The following is a 16,770-nucleotide window of genomic DNA, read 5'->3' as shown; positions in this document are numbered from 1 at the left end:
GCCGTGAAACTGCGGGGCCTTTTCGATGAACGAGGGGCTTAGAAGTCAATGGTGCCGGACAACTTCGCCACCCGAGGCTCGCCTTGGGTCAGGTAGCCGGCCTGAGCCGATTCCCAGTACTTTTCGTTGGCCAGGTTTTCGATGTTCAGACGCAGGGTGATGTCTTTCTGGTCGACTTTGAAACCATAGCGGGCGCCGGCGTCGAAGCGGTTCCAGGTCGGCAGGCTGAGGTTGTTCGCCGCGTCGGCGTATTGGCCGCCGGTGCGCAACATCCGCGCATTCAGCGCGACACCTTGCAGGCCCGGCACGTCCCAATCCACACCGGCGTTGAACTGGAAGGTCGGTACGCCGATGGCACGGTTGCCGTCGTTGGCGCCGTTCTGGGTGTTCTTCAGTTCGGTGTCCATCAGGGTCAAACCGCTGATCAGTCGCAGGCCGTCGATCGGCTCGCCGAAGACGTTGAGTTCGACGCCTTTGTTGATCTGCTCACCCTGGCGCACAAACTCCGCCGTGGTCGCGCTGGTGATCACCGAGTAACCATCGCTCGGTTGTTCGATGCGATACACGCCCAGACTGGCCCCGTAGGTGCCCATGTCGACCTTGACGCCGGCTTCGATTTGCTTGGAACGGGCCGGGGCGAACGCCTCGTTGCCATTGGTGACGACGCGGCTGCCGGAGGTGAGCGGCGAGATCGGGCCTTTCGCCAGGCCTTCGATGCGGTTGGCGTAGAACGACACATGCTCCCACGGCTTGAAGACGAGGCCGTAGACCGGCGTGGTGATCGCTTCGTCATAGGCGGAGGTGCGGCTGCCGGAACCGTAAGGCGCGTAACCGTAGCCTTGCACCACCAATTGCTGACGACGCAGGCCGACGGTCAGCAGCAGTCGGTCATCGAAGAAACCGAGGGTGTCAGACACCGCCGCGCTGCGGTTGAAGGTCTTGCCGACGATGCCCGGGTCACTCAGATTGCCACCGGAGAAGTTGCCGACCGGCGATGGGGTTTGCACCGTGTGGTAGATGTTGTTGGCGTATTTGGTCAGGTCGAAATCGTAGGCGCTGCGCTGTTCGGTCCAGATCCCGGCCAGGCCGAAATTGAGCTTGTGCGTGACCGGGCCGGTGTTGAATCGGCCGTTGAGGCCGGCCATGACGCTGGTGTTGTCTTCATCGTGGGGGATGAACGAGCCGGTGGTGGTGGATGCACCGTTGTTGCCCACCAGCGTGGTCGAGTTATAGCGCCCGACTTCACGGGTGTGCTTGGCGCCGCCCGCAGCGTAGGCCGTCCAGTTGTCGTTCAGGTCGTACTCGGCGCGCAGCATGCCGAAGGTGTCTTCGATGTCGGTGAAGCCCCACTTCGGCGCGTAGTTGGTGTCGGCCGATGGCGCATCCGGAATGTGCGTGGCCGTGCCAAGGTTCACGGTGTTGCGGCCACCATTGACGCGTTCTTTCTGGTAGGCGAAATCCCCGGAAATACGCAGGGCGTCACCGCGATAATCGAGGCCGATGGAGAACAGTTTCGAACGCTGGTTTTCGTGGTCGATGCCGGTGTCGCCTTCACGCTGGGCCAGGTTGACCCGGGCACCGAAACGGTTGTCTTCACCGAAGCGCTGGCCGAGGTCCAGATGCTGACCGACGCGGCCTTCATCGTTGATGTCGGTGGTGAAGCGGCGGGTGGGTACGTCACCGGCCCGCTTGGGTTGCAGGTTGACGCCGCCGCCGATGCCGGAACCGGTCGGCGTCACGCCGTTGATGAAGGCGTTCGGGCCTTTGAACACTTCCACGCGCTCCAGGGCGTCGGTGGAAATGATCTGCCGCGGCAACACGCCGTACAGGCCGTTATAGGAAATATCGTCGCCGGTCAGGGGCAGGCCGCGAATCATGAAAATCTGCGCCTGGTTGGAAAAACCGGAGGCCTGGCGCACCGAGGAATCGTTGAGCAACACGTCGGCGACGTCTTCGGCCTGCTGGTCCTGGATCAGTTGTTCGGTGTAGGCCGCCATGGTGAACGGCACGTCCATCATGTCCTGGTTGCCCAGCACACCCAATTGACCGCCGCGTGCCACCTGACCGCCGGCAAACACCGGGGGCAGGGCGCTCGTCACGGTCGGGGCCTGGGCGTTGACGTTCACGTCGTCCAGCACCAGTGCCTTGCCGTCATTTTCGGAGGTGGCGGCATGGGCGGTGACGGACAGGGAACAAAGCAAGGCAAGAAGAGCCGGGCGAAAGGGAGGAGTGAGCATGTTGGATCCTGACGGCGCGCCGCCGATGAGAAAAAGAGATAACGGCGCGGGGAACTCCTTGCGCAAATGCGACTCCAGGCGCAAATGATATGTTTTCTCAGTAACGTTTCGCAATGAGTTTGTCATTTGTAGCGAAATCGCTCACAGGGAACGGCGTAAAAAGCTGAGAGTCATAGCCTGCGCCCCACCATTGATCGTATGGTGATCCGGTTTAAACGAATTTCACGGAGCAACATGCACGCCCACCGATTGATCATCAGCCTCGCTGCCTTGCTGGTCCTGGCCGGCTGCGGCACCCGGCAAACCCAGGAAGCCCCGCCGCGCAAGCCTGCCGAGGTGAAGGCGCAGATCGTGCGTTTGTTGCCGGCCAAGACCGTCGACCGTGAGGGCTGGGCCACGGACATTTACGCCGCGTTTGCCGCCCAGGACATTTCACCGACCACGCAAAACCTGTGTGCGGTGCTGGCCGTGACCGAGCAGGAATCGACCTTTCAGGTCGACCCGCCGGTGCCGGGCCTGGGCAAGATCGCCCGGGACGAGATCGACCGCCGCGCCGCCAAGGTGCATATCCCCAGCCTGTTGGTCAGCGGTGCCTTGCAAGTCCGTTCGTCCAACGGCAAGAGTTACAGCGAGCGCCTCAACGCCGCCCGCAGCGAAAAAGAACTCAGCGCGATTTTCGACGATTTCATCAGCATGGTGCCCATGGGCCGCACCCTGTTCGGCGGTTTCAATCCGGTGCATACCGCCGGGCCGATGCAGGTCAGCGTCGAATTTGCCGAGCAACAGGCGCGCAATTATCCCTACCCGGTGCCGGGCACGATTCGACATGAAGTGTTCAGTCGGCGCGGCGGGATGTACTTCGGCATCGCCCATTTGCTCGGTTATCCGGTGAGCTACACCCAGCCGCTGTACCGCTTTGCCGATTTCAATGCCGGGTGGTACGCCAGCCGCAATGCCGCGTTTCAGAACGCAGTGAGCCGCGCGTCGGGCATCCCGCTGGCGCTGGACGGTGACTTGATCCGCTACGACTCGATCATGCCCGGCACCACGGAACTGGCGGTGCGCACCCTCGGCAAGCGACTGGGCATGCGCAACCCGACTATTCGCGATCAGTTGGAGAAAGGCAAAAGCCTGGAGTTCGAGGAGACACGGCTTTATCAGGAGGTCTTCGCCCTGGCTGACAAGGCTGAAGGCCGGACGTTGCCGCGTGCGATGTTGCCGGGGATTGTGCTGGAGAGCCCGAAGATCACGCGCAAACTCACGACGGCGTGGTTTGCCAAGCGGGTTGATGAGCGGTATCAGCGGTGTATGACGAAGGGGAAATAAGATCAAAAGATCGCAGGCATAAAAAACCCGGCGGATGAGGCCGGGTTTTTCGTTGAGTACTGCGGTAAAGCCATTCATTCAGGCAACGCGATTCTGGATCAGACGATCGGAACCACCTTCAGCAACGCGGTTCTGTTGCAAACGATCCGAACCACCTTCAGCGACGCGGTTCTGTTGCAGACGATCTGAACCACCCTCGGCAACACGATTCTGTTGCAGACGATCTGAACCACCCTCGGCAACACGATTCTGTTGCAGACGATCGGAGCCACCTTCGGCAACACGATTCTGTTGCAGACGATCTGAACCACCCTCGGCAACACGATTCTGTTGCAGACGATCGGAGCCACCTTCGGCAACGCGGTTCTGTTGCAACCGATCCGAACCACCCTCAGCCACACGGCTTTCAATCAGACGATCCGAACCGCCTTCAGCGATCATGGTGTGGGAAGAAGCGGCAAAAGCGTTAACTGCAAAAACCGAGAAAGCGATGCTGAGAAGGATTTGGCGTTTCATGAGGGTGTGCTCCGGGGTGTTTATTGGTTGGTATGGAGCGGATGTTACGCCGGGGATTTTTTATGAGAACTTCATTGATGTGATGGTGAACATCGACAGTAATGATGGTTGGCAAGAGCGCCGAAGCAATGCACGCCGCCCACGACATTAACGGGCCGACGTAGGCGCATTCGATTGTCACGACGATGGAGTGGGTTGCATTGCTTGGTTGAGCGACGCGGTCCCCTGTGGCGAGGGGGCTTGCCCCCGTTGGGCTGCGAAGCGGCCCCCAAAACCTATACACGCGGTCTGCCTGTCAGTCCGTGGTGTCTGAATTTACGACTGCTTCGCAGCCGAACGGGGGCAAGCCCCCTCGCCACAGGTGCTCACTCACCGCAGGATTTCAGGGCTGGCGTTAGAAATCGCTTTGTTTGGGATGATTCTGTTCGATCAACGCCAAATACTGTTCCAGCGTGCCGCCATTCAACGGTTTGAACAGAATGTCCGCGGTATGGATCAGCCAGCCCACCTGTACGCCTTCGTTCGTTCGAACGTGCTTGAAACCCTGTTCACGCCAAAAGTGCCCGTCTCGGGGGTTGTTATGCACTTCACACACGCGCAACCAGTCGGCGCCCTGTGAGCGGGCCCAGGTTTCAAAGTCGTGATAGAGCGCCTGCGCGATGCCGGAGTCGTGCAGATCTGTGGCCACGAGTAACCTGCCGATGTGCCACAACTTCGGCGCCACCAAGTCCGTTACGAATTGCAGCACTGCCACCAACGGCGCATCGGCGGGTTGATAGCCCAGCATCCAGTTTTCGCTGTAGTTCCAGCCTGGCGGCAGCTCGCCGAGCAATTCCTCTTGCGCCTGTTCGAGGTCGGCCGGTCCACCTTCCACGAGCATAAAGTAGTCTGGGTTGGCCTCGAAAAATGCGTGCACCAGTGGGGCATCTTCCAGGGTCAGTTTGCGCACGCCGAGACCGGCCACCGAACAGGTTGGAGTTGATAATTCAGACATTTTCGACTCCCGGCTCACACGCGACGACGCACAAATTTGCGCCACAGCCACACCCACAGCATCACCAGCGGGAAGGCGAGGATCAGGAACGGCAACGCATAACTGCCTTTCTCCAATGCATCGACGGCGCCATCGGCCAGGTTGTCCAGCACGTTGCTGAACGCCTCGCTCAAGTGCGACGAGCGGCTGCTGGCGCCGGTCGGCTGGAACGATAGCGTCACCCGGTTGGTGTCGAGTCGGCGCTGATGTCCGGCGGCGACCTGGGCCAAGGCTTGCAGGTCGTTTTCGATGCCGGCCTGTTCCTTGCTCAGGGCGATCAGGTCGGTGACGCTGATGTCCCGGCGGCTGGCCAGATCGTCCAGGCGTTGTTGCTGGGCCTTGAGCCGTTCCTGACGGCGGCGGGTGTCGTTCACGGCATCGGCCAGGTCTTCGGCGCTGGTGACGCGCTGGCCCATTTCGCCGCCCTCGGCGGCCATGGCGACCAACGGCTCGACGCCGGCGGGGGCGATGCGCAAGGTGATCTCGGCGCGGCCGGCACCTTGTTCGATGCGCAACACGTTACAGGCGCCGAAGCGTGCGGTTTCACAGGCCTCGCGGGTGGCTTGCAGGCGTGGGACGATTTGCGCTTGTGGCAGCATCAACTGCACATCATGCTCGTAGGCGAGCATCGCGCCGCCGCGTCCCTGTTCACCGGCTAGACTGGCCGATGACGATCGGTCGCTTGGCGAGCAGCCGCTCAGGGCCAGGCAGGCCAGTACAAACCAATAGACGCGAGGCATTGAGGCAGGTTTGCCATCCGGTTGGCGCATGTTCTTTCCTTTGAAGTGTGCAGCGGGACGTCGACAGTGCGCCCCGGGGTGCGCATCTTACCTGCTTCAATCGGCCAAATGGCAGGGAACATGCTCCCGTGGCCGGTCGTCTACCGACTGACTGTTTGTTCGCCGGGAGGGCGCGACATGTATCAGCTTTACGGACATCAGAATTCTGGCGCGGCAGCGATCGAAGCGGCCCTCGAACTCTGTGCGATTCCTTATCGCTTCATCGACGTGGCCGGCGCTGCCGAGGCGACTCACGCGCTGGAAAAACTCAACCCGCTCAAGCAGATTCCGACCCTGGAACTGCCCGATGGCAGCATTCTCACCGAGAGCGCGGCGATCCTGATTCACCTGGGGCTGACGTTCCCTTCGTCGGGCCTGTTGCCGGATGACCCGGCAGAACGGGATCAGGCGATTCGCGGCCTGGTCTACATCGTCAGCAATTGTTATGCGGCCATCGGCATCATCGACTACCCCGAGCGCTGGTTGGCGGAGGCCGATGAGTCGTCGAGGGAAAACCTCATGGCCGGCGCCCGCGCGCGGCTGCACTGGAGCTGGGAGGTGTTTGCCGATCAGTTTTCCGGTGAGCTGTACCTGAACGATGAGACGCCCGGCGCGCTGGATGTGCTGGCGGCAGTGGTGACACGCTGGGCCGGGACTCGGGAACATTTACGCAGTACCCGCCCCGGGTTTTTTGCCTGGCTGACGCGCATCGACCGGCATCCCACCTTAGCGCCCGTCTTCGCCCGGCATTGGCCCGCCTGAACTTACAGCGACCTCCCGTAGGAGCAAAGCTTGCTCGCAAAAGCGGCGTGTCAGCCCAATCAATGCCAACTGACCCACCGCGATCCCCTGTAGGAGCAAAGCTTGCTCGCGAAAGCGGCGTGTCAGCCCAATCAATGCCCACTGACCCACCGCAATCCCGTGTAGGAGCAAAGCTTGCTCGCGAAAGCGGCGTGTCAGCCCAATCAATGCCCACTGACCCACCGCAATCCCGTGTAGGAGCAAAGCTTGCTCGCGAAAGCGGTGTGTCAGCCCAATCAATGCCAACCGACACACCGCAATCCCCTGTAGGAGCAAAGCTTGCTCGCGAAAGCGGCGTGTCAGTCAAATCAATGCCAACTGACACACCGCTTTCGCGAGCAAGCTTCGCTCCTACAGGGGGAACATCATTCCCCGCGAATGTATTGCTCCAATTGCTTGATCAATTCCGCCTGTTCGGCAATCGCTTCCTTGACCAGGTCGCCGATCGACAGCAAACCGATCAACTTGCCGTTTTCCACCACCGGCAAGTGCCGCAGGCGTTTGTCGGACATGATGCCCATGCAGGTTTCGACGCTTTGATGGGTGTCCACAGTGATCACCGGCGAGACCATGATGTCTTCGACCGGCGTGCCGACCGAGGAGCGGCCCTTGAGCACCAGTTTGCGCGCATAGTCACGTTCGCTGATGATGCCGACGACCTCGCCATCCCTCAGCACCGGTAACGCGCCGACGTTCTTCGCAGCCATGACCATCAGCGCTTCGAGCACCATTTGATGCGGCGCAATGGTGTGAACTTCCTGATTTTGCTGGGCCTTTAACTTGAGCAGTTGGGCGACGGTTTTCATGGCAGCTTCTCTAGGTGTTGTCGTTGTTCTTGAAGAATCGTAGACGCAGGCGCGCAGGGCAAGGCAGAAAGCGGCAGATAACACGCAAAAAGCGCCATTTGCGGGTTTTTCTTCGGTGATCCTCGTGTGATCGCACGAAAACGGACGGGTGGCGAGGGGGCTATCGGTGGTCAATCACGCGTAGAATCCCCCTCTGAATCAGTTTCGAGGTTGCAGTGGTGGATTTACAGCAGGGCTTCGTCCTGACCCGGCATTGGCGCGACACCCCGGCCGGCACGGAAGTCGAGTTCTGGCTGGCGACCGATGCCGGCCCCCGGCGCATCCGCCTGCCTTATCAACCGTCGGTAGCCTTTATCCCGGCCGAGCAGCGTGAGCGAGCCGAAAGCGTGCTGCGCGGGGAAAAGAACGTCGAACTGCGGCCGTTGGCCCTGCTCGACTTCGAACATCGCCCGGTGCTCGGCCTCTACTGTCAGCAACACGGTCAGTTGATGCGCCTGGAAACCGCGCTGCGCAAGGCCGGCGTTGAGATGTTCGAAGGTGACGTGCGCCCGCCGGAGCGCTACATGATGGAGCGCTTCATCACCGCGCCCGTGCAGTTCGGTGGCACGCCCGGCGCCGACGGCCTGCTGCTCGACGCGCAGATGAAGCCGGCCCCCGGTTATCGCCCGAATCTGCGTCTGGTCTCCCTCGACATCGAAACCACCGCCCAGGGCGATCTCTATTCCATCGCCCTGGAAGGCTGCGGCGAGCGTCAGGTGTACATGCTCGGCCCGCCCAACGGTGACGCCAGCGCCGTGGATTTCCAGCTCGAATACTGCGACTCCCGAACCCTGCTGCTGAAAAAACTCAACGAGTGGTTCGCCCGCCACGACCCTGACGCGATCATCGGCTGGAACGTCGTGCAGTTCGACTTGCGGGTGCTGCACGAACACGCCCGGCGCCTGGCGGTGCCGTTGAAACTGGGGCGTGGCGGCGAAGAAATGCAGTGGCGCGAACACGGCAGCCGCAACCATTACTTCGCGGCGGCGGCCGGGCGCTTGATCATCGACGGCATCGAATCCCTGCGTTCGGCGACCTGGAGTTTCCCCTCGTTCAGCCTGGAAAACGTCGCGCAAACCCTGCTCGGCGAAGGCAAGGCGATCAGCACGCCGTACCAGCGCATGGACGAAATCAACCGCATGTTCGCCGAGGACAAACCGGCGCTCGCCACCTACAACCTCAAGGATTGCGAACTGGTCACGCGGATTTTCGCCAAGACCGAGTTGCTGACCTTCCTGCTGGAGCGGGCCAGCGTCACCGGGTTGCCGGCGGATCGCAGCGGCGGCTCGGTGGCGGCGTTCACCCATTTGTATATGCCGTTGATGCACCGCCAGGGCTTCGTCGCGCCGAACCTTGGCGGCAAGCCACCCGAGGCCAGCCCCGGCGGCTTCGTGATGGACTCGCAACCGGGTCTGTACGAGTCGGTGCTGGTGCTCGATTACAAAAGCCTTTATCCGTCGATCATCCGCACCTTCCTGATTGACCCGGTGGGCTTGATCGAAGGCCTCAAGCACCCGGATGACAGCGAATCAGTGCCGGGCTTTCGTGGTGCTCGATTTTCAAGAACACGACATTGCCTGCCGGCCATCGTCGCCCGGGTCGCCGAAGGTCGCGAAACCGCCAAGCGTGAACACAACGCGCCGCTGTCCCAGGCCCTGAAAATCATCATGAACGCCTTCTACGGCGTGCTCGGTTCCAGCGGCTGCCGCTTCTTCGATACGCGCCTGGCCTCGTCCATCACCTTGCGCGGCCACGAAATCATGCTGCGCACCCGGCAGTTGATCGAAGCCCAAGGCCACGCGGTGATTTACGGCGACACCGACTCGACGTTCGTCTGGTTGCGCCGCGCCCACGGTCAGCAAGAGGCGGCGCAGATCGGCCGCGCCCTGGTGGACCACGTCAACCAATGGTGGCGCGAACATGTGCAGCAGGAATATGGGCTGGAAAGCGCCCTGGAATTGCAGTTCGAAACCCATTACACGCGCTTCCTGATGCCGACCATTCGTGGGGCCGAGGAGGGCAGCAAGAAGCGCTATGCCGGGCTGGTCACCCGTGCCGACGGCACGGACGAAATGATCTACAAAGGCCTGGAAACCGTGCGCACCGACTGGTCGCTGCTGGCCCGGCAATTCCAGCAGGAGTTGTACTCGCGGATCTTCCATCGCCAGCCCTATCAGGATTATGTGCGCGACTACGTGCGCAAGACGCTGGCCGGGGAGTTTGATGAACGCCTGATCTACCGCAAGCGCCTGCGCCGCACCCTCGACGACTATGAGCGCAACGTGCCGCCCCATGTGCGGGCGGCGCGGATGGCCGATGCCTACAACGATGAGCAGGGGCGCCCCCGGCAATACCAGAATGGCGGCTGGATCAGCTACGTGATCACCGTCGCCGGGCCCGAGCCGCTGGAGATCCGCAGCGCTCCCATCGACTACGACCACTACGTCACCCGGCAATTGCAACCGGTGGCCGATGCGATCCTGCCGTTTGTCGATGACGACTTTTCAACCCTGATTGGTGGGCAGCTTGGCCTGTTTTAAGTCCAGCAGCGACAGCGTCCAGTCATCCTGTATGCCGTGGAAATACTGCTCCAGCGCCTGATGGAACAGGCTGCCGTCGGGGGCGACGTGGGCAAACAGGGTCATGGAGGAATGAAACTTGAGGTCATCGGGGTGGCCGAAAATCTCGGCGATCGAACGGTTTTCCAGGTTCAGCACTAGCTGAGTACAGGTGCGCAGGCGTTGACCCAATAATGGGTGATTCAGGTAGGCCGCCGCTTCTTCGGCGGAACGAATGGCGAAGTAGCGCGACATCTCGCTGCCACCGAGCCCGCCAATCTGCGGAAAAATGAACCACATCCAGTGCCGACGCTTCTTGCCGTCGCGCAGTTCCTCCTGGACCCACTCGAACACCGGATCCTGTGCCTGGACAAAGCGCGGCAGGTTGAACGAGTCGAGCTGATCGGTACTTCTCATTCCGAAGCCCTCTGACAGGGCGCGATGGCTCAGACCATGGCCAATCGCTGCTTACGTTGTGGCGCGCGAAACGCTTGGTCCAGCGCCTCTAGATCCGTCGCTTCCAGCTTCAACTGCGCGGCTTGCGCATTGAGCGTCACGTGCTCGGGTCGGACCGCTTTGGGAATGGCAATAACCGTGTTCTGACGCAGTATCCATGCCAATGCAACCTGGGCCGGTGTCACGCCGTGACGGGCGGCCACCTGCTTGAGCGTCGAGTTCACCAGCATATGCCCACCCTGGCCGATGGGACAGTAGGCCATGAGTGGCAATGACTGTTGCTGGCTCCAGGGCAGCAGGTCGAATTCGATGCCGCGCTCCTCCAGGTTGTACAACACCTGATTGGTGGCGCAGGCCGGTGCGGCAAGTTCCTGCAAGTCGTCGACGTCGAAATTGGACACGCCCCAGCGCCCGATCTTGCCTTCTTCGCGCAGGCGTTCGAAGGCTTCGACGGTTTCTTCCAGGGGATATTGGCCGCGCCAGTGCAGCAGGTACAAATCGATGTAATCGGTGTTCAAGCGCCGCAGGCTGCGCTCGCAGGCCTGGGGAATGCCTTTGCGGCTGGCGTTGTGCGGGTAGACCTTGCTCACCAGGAAGACCTGGTCACGCAGGCCGGCGATGGCTTCACCCACCACCTCTTCGGCACCGCCCTCGGCGTACATTTCGGCGGTGTCGATCAGGCTCATGCCCAGCTCGATGCCCTGGCGCAGGGCCGCGACTTCATTGCGGTGCGCCGAGCGATCCTCGCCCATGCGCCAGGTGCCCTGGCCGATGATCGGTACCTGCACGCCGGCCAGTTCAAGGGTTCGCATGAAAAACCTCCTTTGTTAAACGCGATCGTTACTTCAGTGGGCAGCAGAATCGCCCATGGGTTCCCTAAGCCAAAACCGGTAGGAGCAAAGCTTGCTCGCGATGAGGCCGTGTCATTCAACATCAACGTTGAATGTCAGACCGAAATCGCGAGCAAGCTTTGCTCCTACCGGGGAGGGTGTGGGTCGGGATTATTGCGCGGAGAACTTGAACACGGTGTGCTGGGTGTACGTCTTGCCCGGATCCAGGCGCGTGCTCGGGAAATTCGCCTGGTTCGGCGAGTCCGGATAGTGCTGGGTTTCCAGGGTGAACGCGCCCCAATGGGAGTAAACCTTGCCAGCCTTGCCCTTGACCGTGCCGTCGAGGAAGTTGCTGGTATAGAACTGCACCCCCGGCTCGCTGGTGTAGAGCTGCAAGCGCCGGCCGGACTGTGGATCGCTGACATCGGCGGCCGGTTGGCTCACGTCACCCTTGGCATCCAGTGCCCAGTTGAAGTCGAAACCACCCTGTTTCGGCTCGGCGAATTTCAGTTGTGGGTGATCGGCCTTGATGTTTTTGCCGATGGCGGTGGGGTGGGTGAAGTCCATCGGCGTGCCGGCCACCGGTGCCAGTTCGCCGGTGGGGATCAACGTGCCATCGATTGGCGTGTAATGACTGGCGTGCAACGTGGCGAGCTGTTGCAGCACGTCGCCATTGCCGGCGCCGGCCAGGTTGAAATAGCTGTGGTTGGTCAGGTTCAGCACCGTGGGTTTGTCGGTGCTGGCCTTGTACTCGATGCGCAGTTCATTGTTCTCGGTGAGGCTGTAGGTCACCTCGGTTTTCATATTGCCGGGGAAGCCCATCTCACCGTCCTTCGACAGGTACGTCAGGGTCACGCTCACCGAGTCCTTGCCTTTGCTCGGCTGCGCTTTCCACACGTGCTTGTCGAAACCCTGGGTGCCGCCGTGCAGAGAGTTGGGGCCGTCGTTTTTTGGTACCTGGTAGCTTTTGCCATCCAGTTTGAACGCGCCACCGGCCAGGCGATTGCCGTAGCGGCCGATGGTCGCGCCGAAGTACGCAGTGCCGGCCTGGTAACCCTGGACGTCATCGAAGCCGAGGACGATGTCTTCAGCCTTGCCGTTTTTGTCCGGCACTTTCAGCGACTGCAACGTGGCGCCGTAGGTAATGACCGTGGCTTGCAGGCCATGGCTGTTGCGCAGGATGTATTGCTCGACGGGCGTGCCGTCATTGGTCTTGCCGAAAGCTTTGTGTTCGCTGGACAGGCCAGCGGCGTGGGCGGGAAGGGTGGCGATCATCAGGGACAGTCCGAGGCCGGAGAGCAGGTAGCGGGATTGAAGCATGGTTGATCTTCCTTTTTGTTGTTTTGATCAGTAGTCATACTAAATATCGACTGAATGAAGATTTATAGCCTATAGGTCGATTTATTCCAGAATAAAGTCGGACTAAATAAGAGGGCGGTCGACGCCAGTGATCGGTCCGGCATCGCGAGCACTGCACTTTTTCCGATTAACCGGCTCTATCCATGGCCAGGCTGCGGCGACTCCCGCCGCACAGGAATGTGTCAGCCCAAGAATCCATGGCTCGAGTGTCCACCCCGTTTCAAACCCGAATTCGCCTGCTGGCGTGCCTGACGTTGCTGTTCACCAGTGGTTGCAGCCAGCAGCAGGGCAGCGACATCGTCAGCCAGTTCCGCGAAGGCAAACCCCAGGAATTCCTCCAGACCAGTGTCGATCGCATGGCCACGTTGTCGATGCACGACAACCTCGACAGCCTGTACTTGCTGATGAGCAAGCTGTACCTGCGCAACCCCCAGGAGCTGAAAAAATCCGGCTTCCTCGATGCCCGCGCCGCCGAGAAACAAGTGCGCGAGGCCATCGAACTGCAACAACCGTTGCCGACCCTCGGCGGCAAGAAAGACCTGGCGGCGCTGAGCTATGCCATGAGTCCGGAGTTTCTCGGGGATCGGGTCGGCGCCTTCATCTATGCCATCGGCAGCATGCTGGTCACCGCCCACGGCAATCGGCTGGAGTTCTACATGACCGATGCGATCAACCCGGTCTTCGTCAGCAACGCCGCGCGCAACATTGAGAAAGCCACCTGGATCCTCAGTCAGCGGCAGAACAAGAACGGCGAGCCGTTGCTGTTCTCCAACGAGATTTCGGAGGAGGGCAGCAACCTGAGTTTCGCCGTGGAATTCGGCAAGATCGTGGCGAGGCTGGATTTGCTGACGCAGATGCTGGATGAGCGGTATCGGCGGATTGGCTTGAATTACGCGCAGAGCCTGCTGTTCCTCAATTTCCTCCCCGTCCAATAACCATTGCCCTTGTAGGAGCGAGGCTTGCCCGCGAAGACGGTGTGTCAGGCAACGTAAATAGTGGATGTGCCGGCCCCTTCGCGAGCAAGCTTCGCTCCTACAGGTATGCGGGATTGGGCATAACGATAGACCGCATCGATATAAGTGGTTATAAGAAAAATCGCTATGCTGCGGGCCAGATTTTTCATGCGGTTTTTGTGGGCGTGTTAATGGATTTCGGTAATTTCGGATTAGTCGTCGCAGGTTTGGTGGTGGGCTTTATCGTCGGGATGACCGGCGTGGGCGGCGGTTCGCTGATGACGCCGATCCTGTTGTGGTTTGGCGTCAACCCGGCCACGGCGGTGGGCACGGACTTGCTGTACGCGGCCATTACCAAGTCCAGCGGCGTGCTGGTGCACCGCAAGAACAAGAATATCGATTGGGCGATTACCGGCTGGCTGACCCTCGGCAGCGTGCCGGCGGTGGCCATGACCCTGTGGTTTCTCAGCAGCCTGCACACCGCGCCCGAGGCGATGAACGCCATCATCAAGCAGGCGTTGGGCTTTGTGCTGTTCGCCACGGCCCTGGCGATTTTCTTCAAGAAGCGCCTGCTCGACTTCGCCCACAAACGCGCCGGTGGCAACTACAACCCCAGTGGCACGCGCCTGAACGTGATGACCGTCATCACCGGCCTGATCCTCGGCACCATGGTTGCCCTGACCTCCATCGGCGCCGGCGCCCTGGGCACCGTGGCGTTGTTCATCCTCTATCCATTGCTGCCAACCCGCCGCCTGGTCGGCACCGAAATCGCCCACGCCGTGCCCCTGACCCTGGTGGCGGGCCTGGGCCACGCGAGCATGGGCAATATGGACTGGCATGTGCTGGGTTTCCTGCTGATCGGTTCGCTGCCGGGGATCTGGCTGGGCAGCCACCTGACCGGGCGCATTTCTGATGAACTGCTGCGGCCGTGTCTGGCAACGATGCTGTTGTTGATCGGCTATAAACTCGCGTTCTGATCTACCCCCGATCTCCTTGATTCAACCTTGACCTGTGGCGAGTCGCACGTTAATCAGGTGGTGGTCCCACGCGTCATCACCGTCACATCAAGCCCCTGGTAAACCAGCTGCTCCAGCACTTCCCAGCCTTGGCGCGCATATAGGGTCTGTGACGTGTCGGTGTACAGATAGAGTTGCGGCACGCCCAGCGACGCTGCTTCCTGGACGATGCGCGCCACCAGTTGCGAGGCGATGCCCCGGCCGCGGTGTTCTGCCTTGACGTAGACCCCGGCCAGCCATGGCGTCAGTTCGGCGCGTGCGGCCATGTCGCGGGTCAGCAGCATGGCGCCGCCGAGCAATTGTGAACCCTCGATCGCGACCATCACCGTCGGCACCGAGCCTTTTCCGGCGTTGGCCTGCAAATGTTCGATCCGCCCCTCGACGGTGTCGTCGGCGCGAAAGTGGCCCCACTCCTTGAAATTCAGTTCGGCCAATTCGTGGATCAGCTCGGGATGGTCACAGAGGTAGTCGATTTCCATGGTGGATTGAAGCTCCTGTATTGCGGCCCCTGGCGATTTGCTCGCGGACATCACGACCCACCCTAAACGATCATAAAAACGAATCAAAGCGCGCTCACAATCCTTCACAGTTTGTTGCGCAATGTCGGCCCTGACCTAAGCTTGGGGCTAAGCGAAACACATTTGCGGATCGTCACCCGGAACGATCGCGGCAATGCGCAATCATTAGAGCGTGGATATCAAAAGGAGATGCGCATGCTCATCAGGTCTTTGACCCTGACAACCCTGCTGGCATTTGCCGGCCCCTTGCTCGCCGTCGCTGACGATTCGCCGCTGGATGTCGATAAGGGCAGGGCGAGGCCCCTGATCGTGATCACGTCCAGCACCATTGACCCGGTGTGGATAAGCTTGAAAAAGTCGCTCGAGGATCCGGCCAACAAACAGGGGATCGCCGAGCGCAACATCAAGGTGTACAGCGTGCTTAATATGTCCGGTCAGCTCGACGGCAAGGACATGGGGCAACAGGACACCATGGCGCTGATCCGCTCGCTCAAGCTCGGTGCCGGCGCGTTACCCAAGGTCATCCTGCTGGGCAAGGATGGCAATGAGAAAATCAACGTGTCGGGGGACGAGTCGAAGTCGGTCGATCTGAAGAAAGTCTTCGCCACCATTGATGCCCTGCCGGCAGAGGAGAAGGAAGTGGCTGCACCGACCCCGCCACCGGTGGCGGCCGAACCGGCCACGACCAAAGGCGCCAAGGCCGCCAAGGGCACCAAACCAGGCAAACCGGCCAAGCCAGCCAAACCGCCTGAAATGCCGGATGATTGAGTACCCATCCTGGGTTTGACACTCAATCCCAAGGCGGATGAATAACCTGTGGCGAGGGGGGCACGCCCCCTTGCCACAGATCAGCGGCATGCCTTCTTCCCATGCCGCCTCACTCAGATCAGTTGATTACGCCGCGCAAACTCCACCATCTCCAACAATGTCGCGTTGTTCAATTTCTGCATCACGCGGGTTTTGTAGGTGCTGATGGTTTTATTGCTGAGCAGCATTTCCCTGGCGATGAGCATGTTGCTCTTGCCTTGGGCAAGGCCCAGCAACACCCTGAGTTCACGGCGCGACAGGCGCTTGAGCAGTTGTTCGTCATCTTCGGCAAAGTCGCTGCGTCGTACCGAGTCCATCGTGTCGATGGGGAAATAGCTTTTGCCGCTGGCAATCGCTTGCAACGCCGCAATGATCTCCCCTGGCTGGCCGACTTTCGATAGAAAAGCGGCGGCGCCGGCGCGCAGGCATTGCGTGGCGTACACCGGGTTTTTCATCGAGGTGTACACCAGAATTCTCGTGCGCACGGGGCTGGCTTTTATCCGGTTGATGACACTCATACCATCAATCAACGGGATATCCAGGTCCAGCACAATCACGTCCGGTTTCAGCTCCAGGGTTTTGCTGATGGCCTCCATTCCGTTTTCGCATTCACCGACGATCTCATGGCCTTCGCGGGTCAGAATCATGCCGACGGCCATGCGCACAACCGCATGGTCATCGACGATCAGCACTTTCATGGGTGGGCCCTCGGCTTGGGTTTTCTACTGACATTCAG

General features: G+C 60.6%; 16 protein-coding genes. 6 read left to right on the top strand and 10 right to left on the bottom strand.

Annotated features, from left to right (window positions below):
- Positions 1-38: 38 nt before the first annotated feature.
- Positions 39-2,237, bottom strand: a complete 2,199-nt coding sequence (locus ACY4LX_RS23325) for a TonB-dependent receptor (RefSeq protein WP_463257971.1) — start codon at positions 2,235-2,237, stop codon at positions 39-41.
- A gap of 234 nt (positions 2,238-2,471) precedes the next feature.
- Here ACY4LX_RS23325 and ACY4LX_RS23320 point away from each other — a divergent pair, with 234 nt between their 5' ends.
- Positions 2,472-3,563, top strand: a complete 1,092-nt coding sequence (locus ACY4LX_RS23320; protein ID WP_463257970.1) for a DUF1615 domain-containing protein — start codon at positions 2,472-2,474, stop codon at positions 3,561-3,563.
- Positions 3,564-3,641: 78 nt separating this feature from the next.
- On the opposite strand, the gene ACY4LX_RS23315 is transcribed toward ACY4LX_RS23320, so the two are convergent.
- The 3 genes from ACY4LX_RS23315 to ACY4LX_RS23305 form a co-directional block, all read right to left on the bottom strand.
- Positions 3,642-4,079 (bottom strand): phage infection protein, encoded by a 438-nt coding sequence (locus tag ACY4LX_RS23315; RefSeq protein ID WP_463257969.1) that lies wholly within the window; start codon positions 4,077-4,079, stop codon positions 3,642-3,644.
- A 394-nt stretch (positions 4,080-4,473) separates the two neighbouring features.
- Positions 4,474-5,073, bottom strand: coding sequence for a GNAT family N-acetyltransferase (locus ACY4LX_RS23310; protein WP_463257968.1), 600 nt, complete (start codon positions 5,071-5,073; stop codon positions 4,474-4,476).
- A gap of 14 nt (positions 5,074-5,087) precedes the next feature.
- Positions 5,088-5,882: a DUF4349 domain-containing protein gene (locus ACY4LX_RS23305; RefSeq protein WP_463257967.1), complete on the bottom strand. Its 795-nt coding sequence runs from the start codon at positions 5,880-5,882 to the stop codon at positions 5,088-5,090.
- Between the two features lie 147 nt (positions 5,883-6,029).
- Here ACY4LX_RS23305 and ACY4LX_RS23300 point away from each other — a divergent pair, with 147 nt between their 5' ends.
- Positions 6,030-6,653 carry a glutathione S-transferase N-terminal domain-containing protein gene (locus ACY4LX_RS23300; RefSeq protein ID WP_463257966.1) on the top strand — a complete coding sequence of 208 codons (624 nt, stop codon included), beginning with the start codon at positions 6,030-6,032 and terminating at the stop codon, positions 6,651-6,653.
- 404 nt (positions 6,654-7,057) lie between these two features.
- Here the strand turns inward: ACY4LX_RS23300 and ACY4LX_RS23295 are convergent, their stop codons facing one another.
- On the bottom strand, positions 7,058-7,498 hold the full coding sequence (locus ACY4LX_RS23295) for a CBS domain-containing protein (RefSeq protein ID WP_463257965.1): 441 nt from the start codon (positions 7,496-7,498) through the stop codon (positions 7,058-7,060).
- A 218-nt stretch (positions 7,499-7,716) separates the two neighbouring features.
- Between ACY4LX_RS23295 and ACY4LX_RS23290 the strand changes: the two genes are divergently transcribed.
- Positions 7,717-10,077, top strand: a complete 2,361-nt coding sequence (locus ACY4LX_RS23290) for a DNA polymerase II (protein WP_178129286.1) — start codon at positions 7,717-7,719, stop codon at positions 10,075-10,077.
- Here ACY4LX_RS23290 and ACY4LX_RS23285 read toward each other — a convergent pair.
- The 3 genes from ACY4LX_RS23285 to ACY4LX_RS23275 all read right to left on the bottom strand — a co-directional run bounded on the left by ACY4LX_RS23285 (position 10,042) and on the right by ACY4LX_RS23275 (position 12,701).
- On the bottom strand, positions 10,042-10,512 hold the full coding sequence (locus ACY4LX_RS23285; protein ID WP_463257964.1) for a DUF1810 domain-containing protein: 471 nt from the start codon (positions 10,510-10,512) through the stop codon (positions 10,042-10,044). The two genes, ACY4LX_RS23290 and ACY4LX_RS23285, sit on opposite strands and share 36 nt — an antisense overlap.
- Positions 10,513-10,541: 29 nt before the next feature.
- Positions 10,542-11,363: an aldo/keto reductase gene (locus tag ACY4LX_RS23280; RefSeq protein ID WP_149661835.1), complete on the bottom strand. Its 822-nt coding sequence runs from the start codon at positions 11,361-11,363 to the stop codon at positions 10,542-10,544.
- Between the two features lie 189 nt (positions 11,364-11,552).
- Entirely contained in the window at positions 11,553-12,701 is a 1,149-nt protein-coding gene (locus ACY4LX_RS23275) for an aldose epimerase family protein (RefSeq protein WP_463257963.1), read from the bottom strand.
- A 236-nt stretch (positions 12,702-12,937) separates the two neighbouring features.
- Here ACY4LX_RS23275 and ACY4LX_RS23270 point away from each other — a divergent pair, with 236 nt between their 5' ends.
- Both ACY4LX_RS23270 and ACY4LX_RS23265 read left to right on the top strand, forming a co-directional pair.
- A complete protein-coding gene (locus tag ACY4LX_RS23270) occupies positions 12,938-13,675 on the top strand; it encodes a hypothetical protein (protein ID WP_149661837.1) in 738 nt (245 codons plus the stop codon).
- 209 nt (positions 13,676-13,884) lie between these two features.
- Positions 13,885-14,670, top strand: coding sequence for a sulfite exporter TauE/SafE family protein (locus tag ACY4LX_RS23265; RefSeq protein ID WP_149661838.1), 786 nt, complete (start codon positions 13,885-13,887; stop codon positions 14,668-14,670).
- A 53-nt stretch (positions 14,671-14,723) separates the two neighbouring features.
- Here the strand turns inward: ACY4LX_RS23265 and ACY4LX_RS23260 are convergent, their stop codons facing one another.
- Positions 14,724-15,188: a GNAT family N-acetyltransferase gene (locus ACY4LX_RS23260; RefSeq protein ID WP_149661839.1), complete on the bottom strand. Its 465-nt coding sequence runs from the start codon at positions 15,186-15,188 to the stop codon at positions 14,724-14,726.
- 234 nt (positions 15,189-15,422) lie between these two features.
- On the opposite strand from ACY4LX_RS23260, the gene ACY4LX_RS23255 reads away from it, so the two are divergent.
- The gene (locus ACY4LX_RS23255; protein ID WP_149661840.1) at positions 15,423-15,995 is read left to right on the top strand and encodes a DUF4174 domain-containing protein; all 573 of its coding nucleotides are present in this window, start codon (positions 15,423-15,425) and stop codon (positions 15,993-15,995) included.
- A gap of 113 nt (positions 15,996-16,108) precedes the next feature.
- Here ACY4LX_RS23255 and ACY4LX_RS23250 read toward each other — a convergent pair whose 3' ends face one another.
- Complete coding sequence (locus tag ACY4LX_RS23250; protein ID WP_149661841.1) at positions 16,109-16,732, bottom strand: response regulator transcription factor; 624 nt, start codon at positions 16,730-16,732, stop codon at positions 16,109-16,111.
- Between the last annotated feature and the right edge of the window lie 38 nt (positions 16,733-16,770).

This window comes from Pseudomonas sp. Emmai, assembly GCF_055179735.1.
The sequence above is the reverse complement of the archived record's forward strand: the minus strand, read 5'-3'. Positions and strand labels throughout refer to the sequence as shown.